Here is a 22572-nt window from a genome sequence, read left to right as displayed (position 1 = left end):
GCAACCAAATCACATAGCCAAAAGCCCACGTGGAGAAATCCGGCGGGCTTTTTGGCGTTTAATCCGCCAGGAAAAGATAACGCAGATCAGGCAAGGGCAAAAGAGCCGGTCACGCCCGCAAGGATGGCATTCAGCGCCGACGGCCGCTCCAGTGGAACGTAGTGGCCGCAAGCCGGAATGACGTGCACACGGCCGTCGATGGCGCTTGCCGCCTGAAAGGCGCTCCTCACTCCGGCGGCTGCAGGCGGTCCTTGGGGACGATCAGTCGTATGATCAGGCCTTCCGAGTGCCACTGGCGGAGAATTTCGCCACCGAACTGCCTTTCGATCGTCAGCTTGGCGAGCTTGGTGCCGAAGCCCTCGGTCTCGGTCTGGGTTACCTGAGGCCCGCCCTGTTCGGTCCATTTGAGTTCCAGGGTCTCGCCGCGATCGATGCATTCGATGTCGAGGGAACCGGTGGCGGTCGAGAGGGCGCCGTACTTAGCGGCGTTGGTGGCGAACTCGTGCACGACCAGCGAAAAGCCGGTAATCGCAGCGCGCGAGATGCCAAAATCGCAGCCTCGCGCCGTGACCCGGCGAAGTCCCTGTGGCGTTTCGCCGTCATAGGGCGAAAGCAATGTCGAAAGCAGCGCCTGCAGGTTCGCTCGGCCTTCGCTTGCGCCATCACGATCGGGCGTCGGCAAGGTGAGCACGTGTGCGCGCGCCAGCGACCCTAACCGCGCGACGACGGCAGACGCCAGCTCTTCGGCGGATGCGGCGGCCTTGGCACTCAGCGACACGACGCTACTCGAAACCATGAACAGGTTCTTCACCCGGTGCGCCATCTCCTGGATCAGCAGGTCCTTCTGCTGCTCGGCCTGCCGGCGCTCGCTGATGTCGCGGGCAATCTTCGACGCGCCGATGACCTCGCCGGCATTGTCGCGGATCGGCGAGATCCGCAGCGATATCGGGATGAGCCCGCCATCCTTGCGCTGCCTGAAGGTTTCGAAGTGGTCGACGCGCTGGCCGGCACGAACCTTTGACAGGATCTCCAGTTCTTCGCCGAGGCGTTCCTCCGGGATCAACAGCGTGACCGGGCTGCCGACCGCTTCTTCTACCGTGTAGCCGTAAAGGCGCTCGGCGCCGATGTTCCAACTGGTGATGATGCCGTCCAGATCTATCGACAGGATCGCATCTTCCGAGGATTCGACGATCGCCGCCAGTTGCTGGGCCGCGCGTTCCGTCGCGCGGCGGATCGCCAGCTCATGTTCCGCTGCCTTGAGCAGATGGGCGTTGTCGATGGCGATCGCGGCATGTGCGGCGATCGAGGTAACCGTCGCCTCGGTCTCGGCGGTAAAGACACCAGGGAGATCATGGCCAAAGAAGAGCCCGCCGTGAACATCACCGGACCGTGAAACCACGGGAACCGCGAGGTAGCTTGCCACTGGCAGGTGCCCCTCCGGCATGCCGAAATGCGGTGCGGACTGTCCGTAGCGCGGGTCGGTTCGGATGTCGTCGGAGCGTACGATGCCGAGGCCGCGAAAGGTAGGCTCGAATACCGCGGTGTTGCGGGGCAACTGGAAATTTTCGAAGGCCGCGCGCGGTACGCCTGAGAGGGTATAAAGCGTGTAACGCTCGCCGTCCGGGTCTGCGAAATTGTAGAAGAATGCGCCGAACTTTGCGCCCGTCAGCTCAGTGGCGGCATCAGTCACCGTCTGAACGATATGATCGAGATCGAGGTTGCTGGCGATTGCCTTGGCTATCCGGTCGACCGCCCGCAAGCGACGCTCGGCGGCTTTGCGCTGGGAAATATCGAGGATGCTGACATAGGTGCGTTCGCAGCGTGCGCCTTCAAACGTGACGGTGAAGACCACATCCAGCCGCCGCCCGCGTAGCGTTTGTACGACGGCTTCACTGCCGAAGCGCCTCTGGCCCTGCCAGAGCGCCATCAGTTCTTCCAGGAAGATCGGCGCCGTTTCCGGCAGAAAAACGTTCGAGAGCGAACGCAGCAACTCGTCCTTCTCTTTGGCCTCGAACAGTTCAACGGTGAAAGGATTGACGTCGACGATCCGCACCTGCGCGATCGCTTCATTCAGGCGGTTGGGGTGAGCCTTCAGGTGGGCGCGCAGATCCTCGACGCCCTCCGAGCGAAGCTGATCCAGCAGATCGCAAACTCCGGAGAAGTCTTGCTCCCACACCGCGACGCCGGCATTTTCGAAGATCTCGCGGAACCGCGCCTCGCTCTCGCGATAGGGCTGTTTGGAGGTGTTCGCGCTACAATTGTCGACCAGCATATTGACCGCTCCCACGAACCCGAAGTGGAACCGCATCGGTGATGGCCACACGTTGCGAAACGCCGCTGCTTTGCGCGGCGCTCTGAAAAGCTACCGCAAGCGAGCCAAAATGCAACGGTGTCCGAAGGGAAGAAAACTTGATCAAGCGCGCTCCCTCAGTGCCGGAAACGAAGTGTGGACTTGGGCTCGGTGACGAGCAGGGCCGCGGCCTCGAGCAATTGTCGAGGGTTGAACGGCTTTGCCAGCAGAGCGGTGTCGGCAAAGCCCGGGGGCAGTGCCTCGCGACCGTAGCCGGATACGAAGACGAAGGGGACCTTCTTGTCGGCCAATGCAGTGGCGATCGCGTCAACCGGCTGGCCGCGCAAATTGGCGTCGAGCAGGGCGGCATCCAGCGCCATCTCGTCGATCAGGCGTAGCGCATCGCCGGGTGTCGCGGCCGGGCCGGCGACCTCAGCATCCTCTTCCTCGAGAATCGCGGCAATTTCGAAGGCGATCAGCGCTTCATCCTCAACCACCAATATTCGCTTTCCCTTCAGTTTCGTCGACGCGGCCGGGGCGTTGGCCGCCGGCGCTTCTCTCACAGGCTCCTCCAAGTCGGACAGGGTACTCGGCGGAACATGGGCCTCGAGCGGCAGCCGCACTTCCCAGCGCATGCCATCTGCCTCGGTCGTCAGGTGGGCGCTTCCGCCGCCTCCCGTCGCGACCTTCTCGATCAGGCTGGTGCCGAAGCCTGGACCGAGCGGCATCTTGAGTGGTGGTCCGCCCTGTTCTGTCCAGTTGAGACAAAGTGCATCGCCGCTTACGCTCCATTCGATCGACACCGTCCCATCGCTTAAGGAAAGCGCACCGTGTTTTACTGCGTTGGTTCCGAGTTCGTGCAGGACCATCGCCACATGCGTTGCCGTCTGCGCATCGAATCGCACCGGTGGTCCGGAGGTCGTGACCCGGCGCGCGTCGGCAGTTCCCCACAAGAGCTGATCGCGAATGATGTCGCCGAGGTCAGCCCCTTCCCAAGCCGTTCGGGTCAGAAGCGAGTGCATGCGCGACATTGACTGCAGGCGTCCGCTGAAGCTTGCGGCAAAGTCGGCGGGGTTCTTGGCCGAGCGCAACGTATGCTGGGCGATCGCCTGGACCGACGCGAGCATGTTCTTCACCCGATGGCTGAGCTCGCTGAGCAGACGGTTCCGGGTCTCTTCAGCCCGCTTGCGGTCGGTGATGTCACGCGCCGCACCGAACCACTCGACTATGTCCCCGTTGATGTCGAGCATCGGTATGGCGCGCGAATGGGTCCATCCAAGGCCGCCGTCGCGGCGAATGACCCGGTGCTCCATTTCGAAAGCGGCCTTGTTGTCGATGGCATCGCCGATGCGCGCGAGCATCAGCGTCTGGTCTTCAGGCGGAATGTAAGTTTCGAGCCAACTGTCACTTGGCTCGTCCGTGTCGGCAACGAAGTCCTTGCCTTGCAGAAACCGCATCTCGTGCCAGTCGGGACCCATGCGGTAGACGATATCCGAACTCGCGGTGACCAGAGCACGGAAACGCTCTTCGCTCGCGCGCAGGGTCTCCGCGGCTTCCATGCGATACTGCGACATCTTCAGGTGCGCCTCGATCCGGGCCAAAAGCTCGCGTGCGCTGAAGGGCTTGATCAAGTAGTCGTCCGCGCCCGCCTGCATGCCCTCGATACGGCTCTCCTCACCGGCTCGCGCCGACAAAACGATTACCGGCACGGTGTTGGTACGCGCGTCCGTGCGCAGGCGCCTGAGCAGTTCGATCCCATCGAAGCCTGGCATCATGATGTCCGTGAGGATCAGGTCCGGCTTTTGCGACCCGACGGCGGCGAGTGCCTCTTCGCCGTTGCCGACGATCTTGAGATCGTATTGCGCGCTGAGAAGGCGGCGTAGATAGTCGCGCATATCGGCGTTGTCATCGACGACCAGCAGGGTTCGGCGGCTGCCATTTCGTTTTTCCGGCGAATGCGGCGCCGGGTCGACCTCCGGCAGACCCGCATCCGAGGACGGATGATCCGGCAGCCATCGCAGCGCCTCCTCCACGAACGGCGCTGCGCCGACGGTCGTCGATGAGCGATCCTCGCCATTGCCGTTGCGGTGCTGCGCAGGAGCGCGACTACCTTTGGGGATTGCCACGCTAATGGTCGTGCCTTCGTCGAGGCGACTTTCGGCCGAGACCGTTCCACCATGAAGTTTCACCAATTCCTGGACGAAGGCGAGCCCGATGCCTGAGCCCTCCTGGCTGCGACCCCTTGCGCCTTCGACGCGATGGAAGCGCTCAAAAAGGCGGGGCATCTCGTTGGCAGGAATGCCGATGCCGGTATCGCGGACCGTCAGGACGAAATTGTCGCCATCGTCCGCGAGTTTGACGGCGACATCGCCCCTGAGCGTGAATTTGAGGGCATTGGAGAGGAGGTTGAGGACGATTTTCTCCCACATCTCGCGATCGACATAGGCCGGTTCTGGCAGCGGCGGCGTATCGACGGTCAGGTTCAGCCCAGCCATTTCCATCGCCGAGCGAAAGGCGCTGGCAAGCTCTGCCGTCGTCGTCGCAAGGTTCGTCGGCTCGAAGCGTGCTTGCAGGCGCCCGGCTTCGATGCGCGAGAATTCAAGCAACATGTTGACCAGCTTGAGCAGGCGCAGCGAGTTGCGATGGGCAATGAGCAGACGGTCGTGATCGTCCGGACGCTCTCCGTTACGGGCCAGCAGGTCCTCGATGTGACCGAGCATCAGCGTGATCGGCGTGCGGAACTCATGGCTGACATTGGAGAAGAAGACGGTTTTCGCCCGGTCTATCTCCGCGAGTGCTTCGGAACGTTTACGCTCGTCCTCATAGGACTGGGCGTTGGCGATGGCGCTGGCGATCTGCGCTCGCATGAGATGCAAGAAATCGTGGTAGTGCTCGTCAAGCTTCAGGCGAGGATTGATGCCGACCACGAGAAAACCGGCGGCATCGCGGGCGTTGGCCGCGGGCAACGGAAGCACGGCTGCCGTATGTGGTAGATTGGGATGGTTTTTGCTCGCGGACGGCGGGAAACGGCGTCCGAGATCATCGACAAGCATGGGTTTCAGGTCGGCACCGAAATACCAGCCTGCGGAACTGTCCTTTAGCGCCAACTCCACCTCTGCCGGGCACAGCGCGTGATTCGGTTCAAGGCCTGCCCATCCGGAAAGCCGGGCTCGTTTGCGGCCGGGCTCCACGAGGTAGAGAAGGGCGAAGGGCACGTCTCGCTCGTGCGTCTTGAATGTTTCCGCTGCGATCACGCAGGCCTCGTGGGGCGATCGTGCATCGCCCGAGCGAAAAGCAAGATCCCGAAGGACGACGATACGGCGCTCGCCGATCACCTTATCGGTAATTTCGGACACAGTGGCGAGCACGCCGCCGATCCCGTTTTCTGCGGTCTCGTCCGGCACGGGGCTGTAGGCGATGGTGAAATGGGTTTCTTCCAGGAAGCCGTGTCTATTGATTTCGAGCTCGATGTCATCGTTCCAGGTGGCAGGGCCGCCATGGAAGGGCGTATCGATCAGCGGCTTCAGGACATGCCAGATCTCGCTCCAGCATTGGCTGACCGGTTTGCCGAGTGCCCAGGGGTGTTTGGCGCCGAGCACAGGGCGATAGGCCTCGTTGTAGATCGAGACATATTGCGGCCCCCACCACAGCAGGAGAGGAAACCGGTTGCGCAGGAGGAACGGGATCATAATCTTCAGCGTCGGCGACCACTTTTCCATCGGTCCGAGCGGGGTCTGCGCCCAGTCAAAGTCATCGATCAGGGCCCGCATCTCGTCGTGAGATGCGGGCCACACATTTCGCTTGGCTACTACATCGCTGTCGGACGTATTTTCGGCGTCTGACATGGCGTTGATCCCCGATATGACGCTCAAGCAACCTAAACGCCCGGTTTGGGGAAGGGTTCCGTAGGGTCGGCGAGAGTGATGTCGAGACGTCTGGCGAAGCGGAGGAGGGCTGGCGGGCCAAGAGCATGACCGCCTGCCGCCGAGGGCGGCCATGCGCAGTGCGGGTGGTGGCGAACTAGCCGTTCAGCATCGCGCCGCCTTGTGGACCTGCGGGTTCCGTCATCAACCAGAACAGTAGGGTTATGAGGCTGAGTGCCGCGCCCATCAGGCAGACGCCATGCCATCCGCCATAGGCATAGGCGATGGTAGAAAAGGACGATCCGAGCCCACTGCCGAGCGAATAAAAGAGCATGTAGGCGGCTGTGAGCCGGTTCTGAGCTTCCGGACGGACGCGATAGATAAGTGCCTGGTTCGTCACGTGCACGGCCTGAAGGCCGAAGTCGAGGACGAGGACGCCGGCAACGAGCCACAGGAGCGATTGGTCCAGCAGCGAAATCGGCAACCACGCAGCGAGCATCAACGCCAGCGAGATGCCGGTCGTGCGCTGACCAAATCCGAGATCGGCCCAGTGTCCGGCGCGAGAGGCCGCAAGTGCTCCGGCAATCCCTGCCAGCCCAAAGAGACCGACCTGGGTATGCGACAGTGAAAAGGGCGGCACGCTCAGCGGCAGGACAAGCGGGGTGAGCAGCGTCGTCACATTGGCGAAGATCAGCATGGCGATGATGCCACGGACACGCAGAACCGGCTCCTGGGCGATTAGCGTGAAGGTGGAGGCTACCAGGCGGAGATAGCTGAGCTTGCTCGTTTCCCGCTGCTGATCCGGCAGCAGCTTGTAAAGCAACAGAGTGATCAAAAAGGTGAGCACAGAGGATACAATATAGACCGCCCGCCAGCCGGCCAGATCGGTCAGAAACCCAGCGACGGCGCGAGCCGAAAGAATGCCGATGACGATGCCGCTGGTGACAAATCCGACCACCCGACCCCGTTCCGCCTGATGAGAGAGGCTGGCCGCATAGGCCACCAGCGCCTGCGTGAGGACAGCAAGCATGCCAACTGCGGCGATGGAGACCATGAGCATTTCGACGGTGGCTGAAAGGGCGACGAAGCCAAGGGCTGCGACCGACAGCAGCGACTGAAAGATGATGATCTTGCGGCGATCGAAAAGGTCTCCGAGGGGGACAAGCAGGATCAGGCCGAGCGCGTAGCCGAGCTGGGTCGCCCCGACGATCAGGCCGGCGCGTGTTTCCGACAGATCGAGGTCGGCGGCCATCACGTCGAGCAAGGGGTGGGCGAAATAGGCGTTGGCGACCGCGAGGCCGGCGGCGAAGGCAAAGAGCGTCATCATCGGACGCGTCAGCCGCGATGCCGGGCGGGCGCTGGCGACCGGGCACGGGACATCGTTCGCAGCGCCGGCCGGCGCCGCAGCAATTTTACCATCCATTGGACGTATTCCTTGTTATGGTTTAATAATGAAACCAAGGAATGGATATCATTTTGGTTTCATAATGCAACCAAAAATCCAAATGGAGATCATGCATGGTGGCCCGCAGACGGCTGAAGGAAGACTATTGCCCCAGCGCGCGATCACTGGATGCGATCGGTGACTGGTGGTCGCTGCTGATCGTGCGCGATGCGTTCGATGACGTCCGCCGCTTCAGCGACTTTCAAAAGAGCCTCGGCATTGCCAAGAACATCCTGACGGACCGCCTGAGAACGCTTGTCGAGCGCGGCATTCTCGAAACGGTTCCGGCGGGCGAGGCGAAAGTGAGGGTCGAATACCAGTTGACGGCGATGGGCCGCGACCTCTTTCCGGTCATGGTCGCCTTGCGACAGTTCGGCGAAAGGCACTTGTTCCAGCCCGGTGAGGAACATTCTTTGCTCGTTGAGAAGGAAACGGGCCTGCCGGTTAAGCTCGATATCCGAACGCAGGATGGCAGGCCGATCGATGCGGCAGGGACAGTGCTGATCAAGGTTCCAGAGGCGTGATGTCGCTTCAGGCCGGCCCGCGCGCCCCAGGGCAGTGAACCGTTCTAACTTTAGACGAATATTCAGCTTTTTCGTCCTTCCGCGCACAGGCTTAATCGTCGGCCCCGTCTTGGCGCTAGGCTTGGCGACTATGGCTTGCGGCTGCCCTTCATGGCGGCGATGCCGAACACCTGAAATCTGCCGCCGGCATATTCGCTCTGACGGAATCGAACGTTCCCAGGAAGTCGGCCCGGCAGCGCTCAATCCTCTCCGTCCGCTCGGTTGGGCCTTCTCGAAAAAGGGTTTGCTGCCGATCATCGTCCTGTTTATCACACTCAGCTCGACCGCCGAGGCTTACACCTGCTAGGCTCTGTGGGGCAGCGACGCCTTTCATTGGAACGGTCCTGGAGTGGTCTATAGCTGCGCTTTCGGCGTCCGCCAGACACTCGCCAAGCGTTCCTTCCCCGTCCTGCGGTAAAATGGTTCGGCGAGCGCGCGAAGATCCTGGCCGGCGTCGCCTGCGACTGCGCCGGCTAGAGTCAAGGCATTCGCGACCGAGTGGATGAACTTCGCCGTCATGCCAGTTTTCGTACTTGGCGCGCCGGCCCTGGAGTCTCTGGCGCCCCGGCTGGTGGATGACAGCCAAGGAGGGCGATTTCAGAGTGTGGTGGCGTCGGCTGCGCGGCGGTGAGCTGGTATCGGTCGCTGGCCCAGTTGTGTTTTCGAGCTTCTATTTTGTCGTCAGGCAGCAATGGCAAGACGCAATCTGGCTATGGGTCGTCGCCGTCCACCTGGTGGCGGTGCCGCTCATTCTCGAGCTGCGGTTTGCGAGGGTTGCCGAAGACTAGATACCGAACGTCGGGCCGCAGGCCGAGCGCCGGCGGCAGCTCAGCCAGGACATGTTTGTGGAAAGCCCGTATCATATTTATCGATGAGAGTGTGCTGCAGAGGCGCGGAAGGAGTTCAGTATGAACTAACCCCGTAACGTGAAGCTGCGTGAATGATGGAGGATGGCCCTCCCGGATCGGCTTTCCGGAGAGGGTCCCAAACCAGTCCGAGCTGCTGCGGTAAAGAGCCGTGGTGGTGAGCGTCGGATGAAACGTTCGGACGAGATCCGAGCAGGTGCATGTCCAAAGACGAACGAAAGTGAACCCTCCGAGGACGCGTCGTTATGAACTAAAGTGTCGTCGAAACCAGGACCGTTTCGTCATCCTGGGACAAGTCCGTCGGGCGCCTGATGACCGGGCGGGCGGCGACCGGCGTAGAAGGGGCGTGAGTTGGACATAGGCTTTCACGCGGAACTGCAGGAACCAGGCTCCTGATACAAAGGGAGAAGCTCAAGCGGAGCAAACCGCAAGGCGAGAGTACCGATATGCAGGAGACTGGGGCGGACCGGCCCGTATGAGCGTTGAGGACCTTGTAATGGGGTCGGAGCAAAGGGGGCGGATCAGGTGGTCGTATTGCTTGGAACAACTGGGAACAGGATGACTTCGATAGGTGCGACAGACAAGCCGTTTCGAATTGAGAAACGGCGAGTGTACGAAGCTTACAAAGCGGTCAAATCCAACCATGGTGCAGCCGGGGTGGATGGGCAGACCCTGGAGATGTTTGAGAAAGACCTTGCGGGAAATCTCTACAAGATCTGGAATCGGATATCCTCTAGGACTTACTTTCCGCCGCCGCTGCGCGACGTCCTTCAAAAGCTTGAACATTCCGCGGCAAACGTCGGGGACGCTGACTGAAATAGCCAAGCAGCTCAATCCCCTCCTTCGCGGGTGGATAGCATACTGCGGCCGGTTCAGTCGTTCGGCACTGTCCACGCTGGTTGACTACGTCAATCGGAAGCTCAGGGCTTGGGTCATGCGAAAGTTCAAGCGCTTTCAGTCTCATAAGACCCGAGCCAACCTCTTTTAAGAAAACTGGCGCGGGAAAATCCGAGGCTGTTCGTGCACTGGCAAGTATTTGGAACGAATACGTTTCCCTGATGGGAGCGGTGTGAATCGAGAGGTTCACACGTCCTGCGAGAGGGGTTGGGGTCCAAAGGGCAAGCGTCTACGGGCCTTCGCGGCACACAACGTTTGCTGACACTCGCCGCATTTTCCATCGTCACCATTTGAATACTTCCCGGACAGGTCTGACCACGTCAAGGAGGACCTGTGCTAGCTTGGGTGCGCACTTTCCACTCGATTGCAGTAGGACTACGACCCTCGAGTCAATCGCCGTCGATACGCGATGGCCATCTGAACGAACCATGTGCTTGACATCACAATATGTGCCACATTTGCACCCAGCGCACCAATCTTAGGAAGCAGCATGAGGGCCGTGACAAGAAAAAGGATGCCAGACAGAAGAATGCTCTGTAGAGCGGCCTTTTCATGTCCCATGGCGAGCAAGGCGGAAAACAAAGTTCTGCTGCACAACAACATGATGACGGCTCCGAACTGGGTTACGACAAGAGGTGCGGCGGCGACGAACTCCGACCCGGCCGTCATGCGAAGGATCCACTCGATCGATAACTGGGCCGTAAATAAAGCAAAAAGCCCGAAACCAAACAGGAGCCAGCCGGTTTGGTTGACTGTCTTTCTGAATTCGGTAATTTCTTGCGTAGCCCAGGCACGGGCTAGATCGGGGTAGAGAACCGCCTGGACCTGTTCCCCTGCCTGCTGCGCGATCTTGGCCACACGTTTGGCAATGTGATAGAGACCCGCCGATACCGGGTCGGCGAGATAGCCGACAAGTAGCGTATCGAACTCAAAGGCGCAGGCCTGAATGATGGGCGCCACGTTGGACTGAAAAGAAAAGCTCCAGAAGCCGGGGAACCGGCTTCTAATGTCGCCCAGCGGTACGCGCATTACATCGTGTAAGCCCTGCCGCCGAATTTCGCGAAAGGCCCAGAGGTTTCTGTTGATGCTGCCGCAGATTTGTGAGGCCATCCATAGAACGAGGAACTCGAATAGCCCCCATCCGAGATACACGCCGGCGATGCATAGCAAAGTCCGTAGGCTGCTCGCTGCCACCTGCCCGTAGGCGAGGATCTTAAATCGACCATAAAGCCGCATGACGGCAGTTGGCATACCCGTCACTTGGAGCGGCAGGACCGCGCAGTAGATGAGAACCAAGCGGCTCATTTCGTCGGAGATGCCGAAAAGCGGGCCGGCCAGCAGTACGATCAGGACCGCAAGCCCCCATCCCAAAAAAGCTGTCGCCAAATCTATGAGCAAACCGAGCTTGAAGAGAGCCTTAAGTCTCTCGGAGTCGCCGGTCTCCAGCGCGAGGGCGCCATACTTTATCAGTGGCTGCCAGGAACGGAAGCTGACGAACCGCTCTATCCCTCGCACATAGGCAAACGATAGCGCTAAGAGACCATAGTCGGCGGGCCCGAGCGCGCGCGCTGTAAGCGCGAAACCGACTAGACCGATGAAGGCGCTCGCGAAGTTGCCGGTCAACAAGTGGGTAATGTTCTTTAACCGCCCACGTAGCGTCGATTCGGCATGCCATCCAGAACGAACCTTTTTTATTTTTTTTCGCAATATGTTCAGTAACTTCACAAAATTACACCCTGCCTTGAGGTTGCAATCAATTCTATTTTATGAAATGATAAATGATCAATTGCTTAAAGTTCTATTTTTGCGCAGATGTTGGAGTGAAATCTTCTTTGTAGCGTAAAATCAAATATGAGAAGAAATTAATAGCTTTATTTCTTTCGATTGCAAATGCCCGTCATGAGCCCATATAGAATAAATAGGCTGTGGCGACATTTTTTTGGCGTTGTGTCTTACTATTTATGGTTTTGAACCAAGTAATTCGTTAGTTGTTTCAGTCCGTTTCATTCATTGTTCAGAGGGAATCATGAGGTTTCCGGCTCAATCAATGCTTCAATTCGCGAGACACCTTTTTTCAATCCTGCTCGCCGCATTTGCCTTGGCAATACCGACCTTCGCAGTTGGAGCAATGGCGCAGGCGGGTTCGGCGGGGTATCAGCTTTCCCCCGGGGATGTGTTGTCGTTCGACATCCTTGACGACGCAGAGCTGCCAGTCTCGCTGACGATTGGCGCCGATGGAGCGGCGGCTTTTCCTTTTATCGGTGCCGTGAAGATCGAGGGACAAACGATCTCTGGAGCGATCAAGACGCTCCACGACGAGTTCTTGGCGCGTCAGGTCCTTAAGAATCCGAAACTTTCGCTAAGCGTAGCAACCTATCGTCCGGTTTTTGTTGTCGGCGTGGTCAGGGCCCCGGGCTCATTCCCGTACTATCCGGGTCTGATAGTCGAACAGGCCGTTGGCCTTGCCGGCGGTGCGCAATCCGCCGCCACAAATCCTGCGGACCGGATCATAGCACTAGCCAAGCTGCGCGGAAGTCTTGACGAAACGGATGTCGAGATCGTGCGCGAGGGGATCTATACAGCGCGCCTCTATGCACAGTTGCGTGGCTCGGATAAGGTCGACCTCACCGATTTGCCTCAAAGCGTTAAGAAATACATTGACAACGCGGCGATCGCTTCAATCATCTCGCTCGAAGAGAAAATCCTGAAGACGGATTTGGTGTCGACGATGAACCAGAGTGAAATCCTCAAGCAGGGGGTGACGCAAACCGAGGCAAGCCTCGTAATTCTGGGTAAGCTCAAGGAACAGCAGGAGGAGGTGGTCGCTCTTAATGAGCAGGAGGTGGTACGTACCATCACGCTCAGAAAACGCGAACTGAACACGGAGTCGCAGCTTTCTCGCGTAAAGACCGCAACCTCCAATGAGAAGTCGAGACTGCTTGAAATCTATGCGGAAATCGGTCGCCAGAACCGCGAACTCGGAAATCTCAAACTGCAGCTCGCGACTCTACAGGCCAACCGCGAGAAGGAAATCCTGACGTTGCTTCAAGAAAGGGAAGCGACGCTCAAGAAGTTGGAGACCGTTCGACGGACTACCGAGGAGCAGTATTTGCTCCTGGCCGCAGCAGACACCGATACGCAAAAGCAGAATGAGATTTCATTCGTCTACGAGATCCGCCGCGGTCCGGTCAAGGCGCGAACGAGTATCAAGGCGAGCGCTCTCACCGACGTGTTGCCAGGCGATGTGATCGTCGTTTCGATCGCGGGAATGTAATCGCAGCGCCCGCCATACCTCGTATCGTGAACAGGAGAGTAGTTTGAGGCGTAGAATTGAAGGCGGATGGCAGCCAGGAAACACCGCCTCGGCTTGTAATGTAAGGCAGTCGAAGGTGGCGAAGTCACACCTGAGCGCTGTGACGACCAAGGCCGTAAGATGAGCCTGATGGAGACGCTCGGACGAACGCTAGTCATCGCACCGCATCCCGACGACGAGGTTCTGGGCGCCGGCGGAACGATGGCGCGGCTGGCGGCGCAAGGAAGCGACGTCTTCGTGGCTGTTGTCACGGAGGGAAAACCACCGGCCTATGATCGCGCCTCGGTGGAAGCCGTTCAGGCCGAAGCCCATGAGGCGCATCGGATTCTCGGGGTCAAGGAAACGCGCTGGCTGGGCTTTCCCGCCGCAGCCCTTTCCGAAACCTCCCATTCGGCTCTTAACGCCGCGCTGTTTGAGCTGGTGCGCTCCATCGCGCCGCAGACGCTGATCATCCCCTTTGTCGGTGACATGCATGTCGATCATCAATTGATCTTCCTGTCGTCGATGGTGGCCTCAAGGCCGCATCAGCCCGGTTATCCCAAGGTGATCCTGGCTTACGAGACGCTGTCGGAAACCAACTGGAACGCGCCTTATGTGACGCCGGGCTTCGCACCGAATGTGTTTGTCGACATCAGCGACCATATCGCTCGAAAGCTTGCGGCGATGAAGGCGTTCAAGTCCCAGGTTCGGGCGCCGCCGCATGAGCGCAGCCTCGAGACCTTGAACGCGCTCGCCACATTGCGCGGCGCAACCGTGCTGAAATCGGCCGCCGAGGCCTTCGTGATGGTGCGGCAGGTCATCTGATATTTCCGGAGTTTTCAGTCGAGCGAGGGAGCAAGCTGTGGCGACGTGGCCGGTATATGACGAGGAACAGATTGCGGATGTTGCCGCGGTCCTGAGGTCGGGCAAGGTGAATGCCTGGACCGGGCCGCACGTCGCAGCCTTCGAGGAAGCCTATGCCCGTGCACTTGGGCGCAAGCACGCCATCGCGCTTGCAAACGGTACACTTGCGCTGGAGCTGGCGCTTTTCGCGCTCGGTCTCGAATCCGGCGACGAGGTGATCGTGACACCGCGCAGCTTCGTCGCCTCAGCGTCGTGTGTTTCGTTTTGCGGCGGCGTTCCCGTCTTTGCCGATGTCGACGAGAATAGCCAGAACATCAGCGCCGCAACGATCGCACCGAAGATCACCAGCCGGACAAAGGGCATCATCGCGGTCCACCTGGCCGGGTTTCCCTGCGACATGCCGGAAATCATGGCCCTTGCCAGACAGGCGGGACTATGGGTGATCGAGGATTGCGCGCAGGCCCACGGAGCGGAGATTGACGGCAAGCCGGTCGGAAGTTTCGGCGATATCGCCGCATTCTCCTTTTGCCAGGACAAGATCATCACGACCGGCGGCGAGGGTGGCCTCATCGCTCTTGACGACGAGGCACTATGGAAGAAGGCCTGGAGCCGTAAGGACCACGGCAAATCCTATGACGCAGCATTCCTCAGAGAGCACCCGCCGGGTTTCCGCTGGCTGCATGAAACGATCGGCACGAACTGGCGGATGACATCGCTTTCGGCCGTTCTCGGCTCGAGGCAATTGGTGCGCCTTCCGGGATGGCACGCGACAAGGTCTCGCAACGCTGCGATCCTCGACGAGGTGGCCCTAGAGCTTGTAGCGTTGCGCGTGCCGACGTTGCCGAAGGGATATCACCACGCCTATTACCGCTACTACGCTTTCGTTCGCCCGGAGGCATTGAAGCCCGGACACGACCGCGACTGGATCGTCGCGGCGATGAATACGGCGGGCGTGCCGTGTTTTTCCGGAAGCTGCTCGGAGGTCTACCGGGAGAAGTGCTTTACCGATCTTGGGCTTTCGCCCTCCGAGCGGCTCCCGGTCGCACGCCGGCTGGGCGAAACCAGTATCGCGCTTCTCGTTGATCCGGCGCAGAGCGAAGAGGCGATGACTAAGGCCGCCCGCATTTTGCATGCCGTCGTCACCGAAGCGTCTCTTCCCGCTCTAGGTCAACGCGCGCTGGTGATTAAAATGGAAGCGCGGGCATAAAGCCGCGATTTCGGAAAAGGTCGAGTAGCCGGGACGCGGTTGCCCGGCTATGTGCCGACCCGTGCATGGGAGTTGCAGATGAAGCGGTGCTTTGACATCGTCTTTGCGTTGATCGCGGGCCTATTGAGCCTGCCGATCATGCTGGTGGTCGGGATTGCGGTCGCCATCTGGCTCGGGCGGCCCGTGTTGTTTTACCAGACCCGGGCGGGGCTCGACCGGCGCCCGTTTCGCATGATGAAGTTTCGGTCGATGTCGGATGCACGGGACGCCGAAGGGCGTCTCCTCAGCGACGCCGAGCGCACAGGGCGGTTCGGGCTTCTGCTTCGCCGGACGCGTCTGGACGAGTTGCCCGAGTTCTGGAACATCCTGATCGGCGATATGAGTCTCATCGGCCCGCGGCCGATTCTTCCGGAGACGATCGATGCGCTGGGTGAGCGCGGGGTTCGTCGCTGCAGCGTCCGTCCGGGGCTCACCGGCTGGGCCCAGATCAGCGGCAATGCCATTCTTTCGAACGACGACAAGCTCGATCTCGATCTCTGGTACATTGCCAACCGATCCTTCTGGCTTGACCTCAAGATCACTGTTGAAACGGTTCTGGTAATGGTTTTGGGCGATCGGATCAGCGAGCGACGATTGTGGGCCGCACGACAGAGTACACCTAAAGTGTAGCGGCATTCGATGCGGAAGACGTTGTTGAGGCAAGCAGAAGGTCGCCGTTTTGCAAGTTAACGCCGGGCGATGGTTCAGAGAATGTATTCGGATGAGAACCTGTTTAATTCATTTGCTGATTGACGATAAGTGTCATAATATCTGTAGTATATTTTATAAGATATTTAGTTTATTATTTGTTGAGGGGAGGGCGTCGTGCGTGTCCAAATGAAGGTGTCAGCGCAAAGTTCCAATAATTCCTCCCGCAAGATTATAATCGCTTTTCCTTTTGGCGGTGACAAATTGGGGGGGAGCCATATTTCTGCTGTAGGTCTAATCGCTGGGCTCGACAGGGAGAAATTCGAGCCGATTGTCGTGGTTCACCGAAGCGGTCTCGTTCTTGAGGAATACTTGAGGAAGTGCGGGCTTTCGCCGATCTTGGCGCCAGATGTCAGTCTTTTGCCGACCGCAAGAGGCGGGGGCCTGGCGGCCGGTTTGGCGGGCGCGAGGGCGCTAGTTCGCACCACCGCGCTTCTTGTTCGGTTCTTGCGTGCCAACTCGATAGACATCGTGCACACCAATGACGGCCAGATGCACGCGACCTGGGCGCTGGCAACAAGGCTTTCCGGCAGCAAACTCGTGTGGCATCACCGCGGAGATCCGAAGGCCCAGGGCGTCAGGACCGTCGCGCCACTTCTGGCCAATCATATCGTGGGCGTCTCAAGGTTTGTTCAGCCTGCGAAACCGCTACTTCCCGTCGCGCACAAGTTTACCGTGCTGCACAGTCCGTTTGAGCACCCTCCGACCTTACCGGATAGAGAGGTCTGCCGGAAGGGTTTCATCGACGAACTCCACCTCGCTCCGGAGACCCGCTTCGTCGGATATGTCGGTGGGTTGGTGGATCGCAAACGGCCCGTTCGTTTCGTGGAAGCAGTGCATGCCTTCCTAGAGCGTCATCCAGACTTCCCGCTTGCCGGCCTGCTTTTCGGAGGCGCTTTACCCGAACACCCTGATATGGACGAGAGGGTTCGTCAACGCGCGCACGCGCTTGGTATCTCTGACCGAATCCATTTGATGGGTTTTAGGACCCCGGTCGCGCCCTGTATGAGCGCCTTGGACGCGCTGCTGGTGCCGGCTGTGAACGAGCCTTTCGGGCGGACACTGATCGAAGCCATGCTGCTGGAAACCCCCGTAATCGCGACTGATCATGGAGGAAATCCGGAGGCGATTGAAGATGGCTTCACCGGTTATCTGGTAGAGCCGGAAAATCCCAAGGCGTTCGTTGTGCCGATGGAACGCCTGTTGCTGGACAAAGAGCATTGGCGCGAGATCAGCGCCAAAGCAAGAACATCTTCTTTGAACAAATATAGCAAGAAAACTCACATAGATGGCATAAGTCAATTGTATTGCACACTACTGCATAATCATTAATTGTGGTACACGTGGCTATGCAACGTATCTGGTCCAGCTCACGACGATAAAGTGAGAGCCTCGTTAAAGGAAGGCTTCCATCTATGGGAACTCAACCAATTCGCGTTGTTTATATTGCCGGCTATGGCCGCAGCGGATCAACAATACTCGATATAGCGCTTGGACAACATGAGGATATTGTCGGTGCGGGCGAAATATCGGCACTGACACGGCATGTTTGGGCTCACAACGAGTATTGTGCTTGCGGAAATCCCATTTGCGATTGCTCTTTCTGGAGCGCGGTCTGCCAGGAATGGTCGGACGATGACGATACCAGGATGTTGGCCGAATACCGCGCCCTTCAGAAAAAGTTCGAGGGGCTTTCGGTTCTGATAAAACTAGTCTGCAACATCGGCCTGGGCAGATCATTCGAGCAATATTCGGTTCGAACTAAGCGCTTGTTTGAAATAATGGCGTCGTGTTCCAGCCAGAAATTGATCGTAGATTCTTCGAAGCTGCCGGGTAGAGCGATGGCGCTCGCGCAAATACCTGGGATTGACATGCGCGTTATTCACCTTGTGCGTGATGGGCGTGGTGTCGCTTGGTCATTGTCGAGAAGCTACGGTCGAGATGCAAAGTCCGGGTTTCAGAAGGAAATCCGTGCCAAATCGGTTCTCAGGACGGCGCTGCGATGGAGCGTGGTCAACCTGGCGGTCGAGTATTTGTCCCGCAAGCTTGGTACCGAGCGAATTCTGCGCGTGAGATATGAGGACTTTGCATCAAACCCTGCTGCCGTGATGCAGCAAATTGGATCATTTCTCGACCTGGATTTGCACCAGATTGGATTATCCCTTGGAGCCGGAGAGCCTTTGGATCCGGAGCATCAGGTTGCCGGGAATCGATTGCGGATGAATGCAGGCATTACTTTGCAAAAAGATGAGTCTTGGAGAACACGGATGCCTGTCGGTCAACAGCTCTCGTTTCAACGTTTGGGTGGGTGGATGCTGAAGCGGTACGGATATCTTTAAGCAAGGTCTACGGGTGCCCGAGGTCCAGCGATTCGTCGACGTAGAGGGCCTGCCGGCATCAGATTCTATGTTGTAACGGTCCATGGATATTTTTTGATGAAAAGGCTGGCAGGCGATTTTGGCGAGTTTCGTTTTAGGTTCACTGAGTGGCTCTTGTATGTTGGCATCTTTGTCGCATCGTGGGGTCTGCCACCAGCGGCAATGGCCCAGGAAAGTAGCGCGATGCGTGAGCCATTGCCGCCCAAGCTGTCAGATAGTCGCCAGCGCGCCTTTCCAACGGCTGAAGGTTTCGGTGCGGGCGCCGTTGGAGGACGAGGCGGCCGGGCGATATTCGTAACGAACACCGAGGAGGCGGGGCCGGGCTCTCTGCGGGAGTGTATAGATGCCGTCGGTCCGCGCACCTGCATTTTTCGAACCGGTGGGACGATCACCCTGCGGCGGAAATCGCTGGTCGTTCGCAACCCCTTCCTGACAATCGCTGGAGAGACGGCGCCAGGAGGCGGGATTGCCGTGCGCAACGGCGAGAAACAAATCCGGCCCTCGATTGAAATTCTGACGAATGATGTGATCATCAGGCACCTTCGCCTACGACCCGGTCCCCACGCGGTCTATTCCTGCTGCTCAGGAGCGCTCGGAATGTATTCAGAGGGGGCAAAGAACATTATGCTCGACCATATCTCGGTAAGTTGGGGTTCGGATGAGATAGTCGATTCAGAAGACGCCACCAACTTCACGTGGCAGTGGGGAATTGCGAGCGAGCCACTGTTGCAAGGAGGCCCGCAGAAAGAGAACCGGGCTCGGAATATGCTGTTCACCAAGGGGGGCAATGTCACCGTACATCACACTCTTTTCGCCTTTGGCAAATTCAGGAATCCGCAGATAAAGATGAAAATTCCCGGTGCTGTGGCGGATGTGGTGAACAACGTGTTTTATTCGCCAGAATGGCAGTATGTCGTGAGTTTTGGCGACGAGTGGGCTCGAACACGGGCCAATGTTGTCGGCAACTACAAGATCGGCGGAAGAAAATTAAGAGATGACCACATGGTGCATCTCTTTGACGAAAGTGGCCTTGGGCACTCGATTTACCTGAAGGATAACTATGACGAGCCTTACCGCGTAGATGCCGGACAACCCGAAAATCTCGTAATTGCGGAGCAGCACAGGGGGAACGTAGCAACCAAACCATTTAATGCGCCTCCTGTTCGCGCCTCCCCATCGTCGACAGCTTATGACGAGGTTCTTGAAAACGCCGGCGCAACGAAACCACGACGCGACGCCGTTGATCAGCGTATCATTGAACAGGTCCGCAAGCGGGAGGGGCATCTGCTGGAGACAGACCCAAGCGACGTCGGCGGCTGGCCGGAACTTGCAGCGGGCGTGCCTTACGACGATAACGACAGGGACGGCATCGCTGATGACTGGGAGATTGCAAACCAGCTAAATCCATCCGTGACCGAGGACGGCAAACAGGATGCCGATGGCGACGGATGGACAAATTTGGAGGAGTTTCTTCATTACCTAGCCGGCGATCTGGAGTCTCCAAAGGATTGATTTCCGAATAACTTTCCCGAATTGGATCGTATCCATCCGAGGGGGCCGCATGATTTTGAGCGCCGCGCGTGGTAACGTCGGTTCAGGGAGATCGATGAGGACACAAGATCGACCATGCCGTTTTGGCGCTGTTATGGCTGACGCTGCATAACGAGCGTTGGGCCTGGGCGGGCTTCGACTGGGCACTCGATATCCCAGGTCGCCGCGCCGTCGTCGCACACAAGCCGGGTTCCGAATAGCTCACAGAGACGAACTGCAGATTGTCGCCGAGAGGTTCGCAGTTATATGAATGGCGCCGGCTCGCACGAGCGTGGCAACTGGATGTTGCGTCGTCGCTGAAGCGTCGCCGCCGGCCGCTATCGATAATCTCAAGCCGTTCCATTCCGCACTATCCTTATTGACGTCAATAAGGACAGTCAGTGCCAAATCCGACACCTCTGACAAGGCGGCCCACCTCGGATGAGTACGTTGAATCATGGCCATGCCGTTTTATCCCGCGATGTGATGAACGTATGGGCACTCCCTCACCGGGTTGAAATCAACTCCGATTGTTGTTCGCGCTCGATATTCCTCAGCCGAAGCGTCAAGCATCGATTGGGGCCTGTCTCTGTTCGGGAGAAGGTTTGAACGCTGCCTGCGGTGGGAGTGGGTTTCCGGTCCATTTGCGTACTGGCGTTGGTCTCCAGTTTCGAGCAGCGGGGACACGGTTGGATGTCAGCACCACCCCCCCGTACTGATGGCTGAGGTGAATCCGGGGATCCACTTGATGGATAACCGTTCCGATCAATTGGGCATGATTCAAGCGCAGTTGGACCACGGCATCCAGTAGCTGCTGTTCAGTCGTTTCGCCCCAGCTCAACATCAAGACGACACCATCGACGAAGGGAGAGAGCCAATTGGCATCGCCAGACGTTAGCGCCGGTGGGGCATGAATTATGATCAGGTCAAAACCGTTCTGTTTGAGATCTGCTATCAGGTCGCGGAGCTTGTTCGAGTCCAAAGATCTGACTGGACCCGCCCTTGACGGTGTCAAATCGATGAACCCAAAGCCAGGCAAGGTCGAGACGGTCTGGACAACCTCCGACAACAACGCTTCGTTCCTGAGGTACCGTTCGATCGGTCGCAGAGAGGACTCCGTACCTTGTGGAGGTCCGATGTCCGGCCGCGAGTCCAGATTCAAGAATGCGGTGGAGCGGCCGTCGGCGGCGGCCGCCGTTGCGACGCCCCAAGCCGTCGAGGCGTTGGCTGAGTTATCGTGGCACGAAGTCATCATCAGGACGCGGTGAGATTGTTTTGCGTCCGAAAAGCGGCAGGTCATGTAGACGGACCGTTCTGCTTCCGCGGATGAGAACCTGGTCCAGTCCGCAATTGAGGAAGGCCGCTGAACACCCTGCGATAGTTGCTTCGATCCTTTTGGAACATAGCCGAGGTTGGGGGCCCCAAGGAGCTCCGCAACGCGTCGTCCGCTGCGGATCCGGGTATCCGTGATTTCGACCAAGAGCGCCAGCAAAAGGCTTAGAAGGGTGGAGCCAACTAGTGCAGCTGGAATGATCACGCCCGGTCGAGGAAATGACGGTGAGTTTGGTGTTTCAGCCATCGACACGATTCGTGCACTAGGCTTTAGCGATTCTGCTTCAAGGTCCGACAGAATCCGCTGGACTTCGTCTTCGATCATCGTGCGGACACCCGCAATTCGTGCGTCCGCATCCACCATTTGCGGATGGCTCTTTCCCAGCTTAGATGCAAGTTCGGCCCTTTCTTGCTGCAAACGGGCCTCTTCGTTGCGCAGCGTAATCAAAAGCGGTTGCGTCATGCTTTGGCGGAGGAATGCTACAGCGCCTCCGGTGTTAAGGGCCCGTTGCGTATCTGCTATGCGTTCGTTCTGCTTAAATTCGAGCGAGGTTTGCACATAAAGAGACGCGATGGTGTTTGCAATTTCTTCAGCCTGCTTTGGATCCGGATTGACCACCGTAATGCGCACGGCGAGGCTTTCCCCAGTGCGGCTCACATTGAACTGAGAAAGCAGCGCAGATATAGCACGATCGCGCTGTTCTTTAAGACCGGGAACAACCTTGGCGCCATCCGTTGGAAGCAGAACGAGGCCCGTGGCGCTCTCGAGGGATCTGAGAAACCGCTCGCTCGTGCTCGGCGGCTTTTCCTTATAAAGGGCATAGGCATTGAATTTCGGGTCCTTGACGAGATTCAATCGATCAACGATGCGTCCAGCGAACTGGCGCGATTGTAGAACGTCCATTTCGGTTTCCGCCGCCGAGCGGTCACGGTCGATCGATGTCAAGGCCGCATCTGTCGCGTATGGCCGTACATCCTTCCGCTCCAAGACAACCTGCGAGCTCGCCGTGTAACTCTTCGGCAGAGTAAAGGACGCAATCGCTGCCAGCATCGTGCAACCGATTATGACGGAGGCAATGAGCCAGCGGCGTCGTTTTAGCAGGGCCCGCGCATCAGAGATGCCCATAGTTTGGCCGTCTCGATGGATGGCAGACTCCACACTTTCGCGATAGCGGGCGCGACCAGTTCCGCTGTCATCAAGAACGAACGTTGTCATTGGCCCAACTCCGTTTATGAACTCAATTTAATGGATAAAAGTATGGCTACGAAATCCTTGATCTTAACATGCTTCTTGGTAAA

At 58.4% G+C, this 22572-nt stretch carries 17 protein-coding genes and 1 pseudogene; 12 read left to right on the top strand and 6 right to left on the bottom strand.

The genetic code is table 11. From position 1 onward, the window contains the following. Positions 1-86: 86 nt before the first annotated feature. The 4 genes from ASD01_RS35420 to ASD01_RS07490 form a co-directional block, all read right to left on the bottom strand. A complete protein-coding gene (locus ASD01_RS35420; RefSeq protein ID WP_156553069.1) occupies positions 87-230 on the bottom strand; it encodes a hypothetical protein in 144 nt (47 codons plus the stop codon). After that, positions 227-2272 carry a PAS domain S-box protein gene (locus ASD01_RS34520; protein WP_162250957.1) on the bottom strand — a complete coding sequence of 682 codons (2046 nt, stop codon included), beginning with the start codon at positions 2270-2272 and terminating at the stop codon, positions 227-229. The genes ASD01_RS35420 and ASD01_RS34520 overlap by 4 nt, the downstream gene beginning before the upstream one ends. 155 nt (positions 2273-2427) lie before the next feature. Further along, positions 2428-6135 carry a response regulator gene (locus ASD01_RS07495; protein WP_162250955.1) on the bottom strand — a complete coding sequence of 1236 codons (3708 nt, stop codon included), beginning with the start codon at positions 6133-6135 and terminating at the stop codon, positions 2428-2430. Between the two features lie 175 nt (positions 6136-6310). Next, on the bottom strand, positions 6311-7576 hold the full coding sequence (locus ASD01_RS07490) for an MFS transporter (protein WP_082584590.1): 1266 nt from the start codon (positions 7574-7576) through the stop codon (positions 6311-6313). Positions 7577-7671: 95 nt separating this feature from the next. Between ASD01_RS07490 and ASD01_RS07485 the strand changes: the two genes are divergently transcribed. The 4 genes from ASD01_RS07485 (at position 7672) to ASD01_RS36575 (ending at position 10014) form a co-directional block, all read left to right on the top strand. Continuing rightward, entirely contained in the window at positions 7672-8121 is a 450-nt protein-coding gene (locus tag ASD01_RS07485) for a winged helix-turn-helix transcriptional regulator (RefSeq protein ID WP_060643792.1), read from the top strand. Positions 8122-8735: 614 nt separating this feature from the next. After that, complete coding sequence (locus ASD01_RS35950; RefSeq protein WP_060643791.1) at positions 8736-8948, top strand: hypothetical protein; 213 nt, start codon at positions 8736-8738, stop codon at positions 8946-8948. A 687-nt stretch (positions 8949-9635) separates the two neighbouring features. Further along, positions 9636-9842: a hypothetical protein gene (locus tag ASD01_RS36580; RefSeq protein ID WP_244495213.1), complete on the top strand. Its 207-nt coding sequence runs from the start codon at positions 9636-9638 to the stop codon at positions 9840-9842. Continuing rightward, entirely contained in the window at positions 9805-10014 is a 210-nt protein-coding gene (locus ASD01_RS36575; protein ID WP_244495212.1) for a group II intron maturase-specific domain-containing protein, read from the top strand. The genes ASD01_RS36580 and ASD01_RS36575 overlap by 38 nt, the downstream gene beginning before the upstream one ends. Positions 10015-10298: 284 nt before the next feature. Here ASD01_RS36575 and ASD01_RS07470 read toward each other — a convergent pair whose 3' ends face one another. Beyond that, positions 10299-11648, bottom strand: coding sequence for an oligosaccharide flippase family protein (locus tag ASD01_RS07470; protein ID WP_082572868.1), 1350 nt, complete (start codon positions 11646-11648; stop codon positions 10299-10301). 301 nt (positions 11649-11949) lie between these two features. Here ASD01_RS07470 and ASD01_RS07465 point away from each other — a divergent pair, with 301 nt between their 5' ends. The 8 genes and pseudogenes from ASD01_RS07465 to ASD01_RS37525 form a co-directional block, all read left to right on the top strand. Further along, positions 11950-13197 (top strand): polysaccharide biosynthesis/export family protein, encoded by a 1248-nt coding sequence (locus ASD01_RS07465; RefSeq protein WP_063979501.1) that lies wholly within the window; start codon positions 11950-11952, stop codon positions 13195-13197. A 159-nt stretch (positions 13198-13356) separates the two neighbouring features. Further along, the gene (locus tag ASD01_RS07460; RefSeq protein WP_060529432.1) at positions 13357-14040 is read left to right on the top strand and encodes a PIG-L deacetylase family protein; all 684 of its coding nucleotides are present in this window, start codon (positions 13357-13359) and stop codon (positions 14038-14040) included. A gap of 37 nt (positions 14041-14077) precedes the next feature. Next, on the top strand, positions 14078-15286 hold the full coding sequence (locus tag ASD01_RS07455) for a DegT/DnrJ/EryC1/StrS family aminotransferase (RefSeq protein ID WP_060529431.1): 1209 nt from the start codon (positions 14078-14080) through the stop codon (positions 15284-15286). A 39-nt stretch (positions 15287-15325) separates the two neighbouring features. Further along, entirely contained in the window at positions 15326-15955 is a 630-nt protein-coding gene (locus ASD01_RS07450) for a sugar transferase (RefSeq protein ID WP_200954144.1), read from the top strand. 195 nt (positions 15956-16150) lie between these two features. Beyond that, positions 16151-17365, top strand: coding sequence for a glycosyltransferase family 4 protein (locus ASD01_RS07445; RefSeq protein WP_156623628.1), 1215 nt, complete (start codon positions 16151-16153; stop codon positions 17363-17365). An 83-nt stretch (positions 17366-17448) separates the two neighbouring features. Beyond that, the gene (locus ASD01_RS07440; protein WP_060529429.1) at positions 17449-18372 is read left to right on the top strand and encodes a sulfotransferase family protein; all 924 of its coding nucleotides are present in this window, start codon (positions 17449-17451) and stop codon (positions 18370-18372) included. A gap of 96 nt (positions 18373-18468) precedes the next feature. Further along, on the top strand, positions 18469-19923 hold the full coding sequence (locus ASD01_RS07435; protein ID WP_060643789.1) for a hypothetical protein: 1455 nt from the start codon (positions 18469-18471) through the stop codon (positions 19921-19923). Positions 19924-20013: 90 nt separating this feature from the next. Then, positions 20014-20108: pseudogene (locus ASD01_RS37525) on the top strand (DUF6429 family protein); the annotation flags it as partial. Between the two features lie 398 nt (positions 20109-20506). Here the strand turns inward: ASD01_RS37525 and ASD01_RS07430 are convergent. Continuing rightward, positions 20507-22489, bottom strand: coding sequence for a GumC family protein (locus tag ASD01_RS07430; RefSeq protein WP_060643788.1), 1983 nt, complete (start codon positions 22487-22489; stop codon positions 20507-20509). Positions 22490-22572 lie beyond the last annotated feature (83 nt).

It is taken from the genome of Ensifer sp. Root423, from assembly GCF_001426275.1.
In the GTDB taxonomy this organism is placed as follows: Bacteria; Pseudomonadota; Alphaproteobacteria; order Rhizobiales; family Rhizobiaceae; genus Ensifer; species Ensifer adhaerens.
Note: the sequence above shows the minus strand (reverse complement) of the source record. Positions and strands in the feature narration are given on the sequence as shown.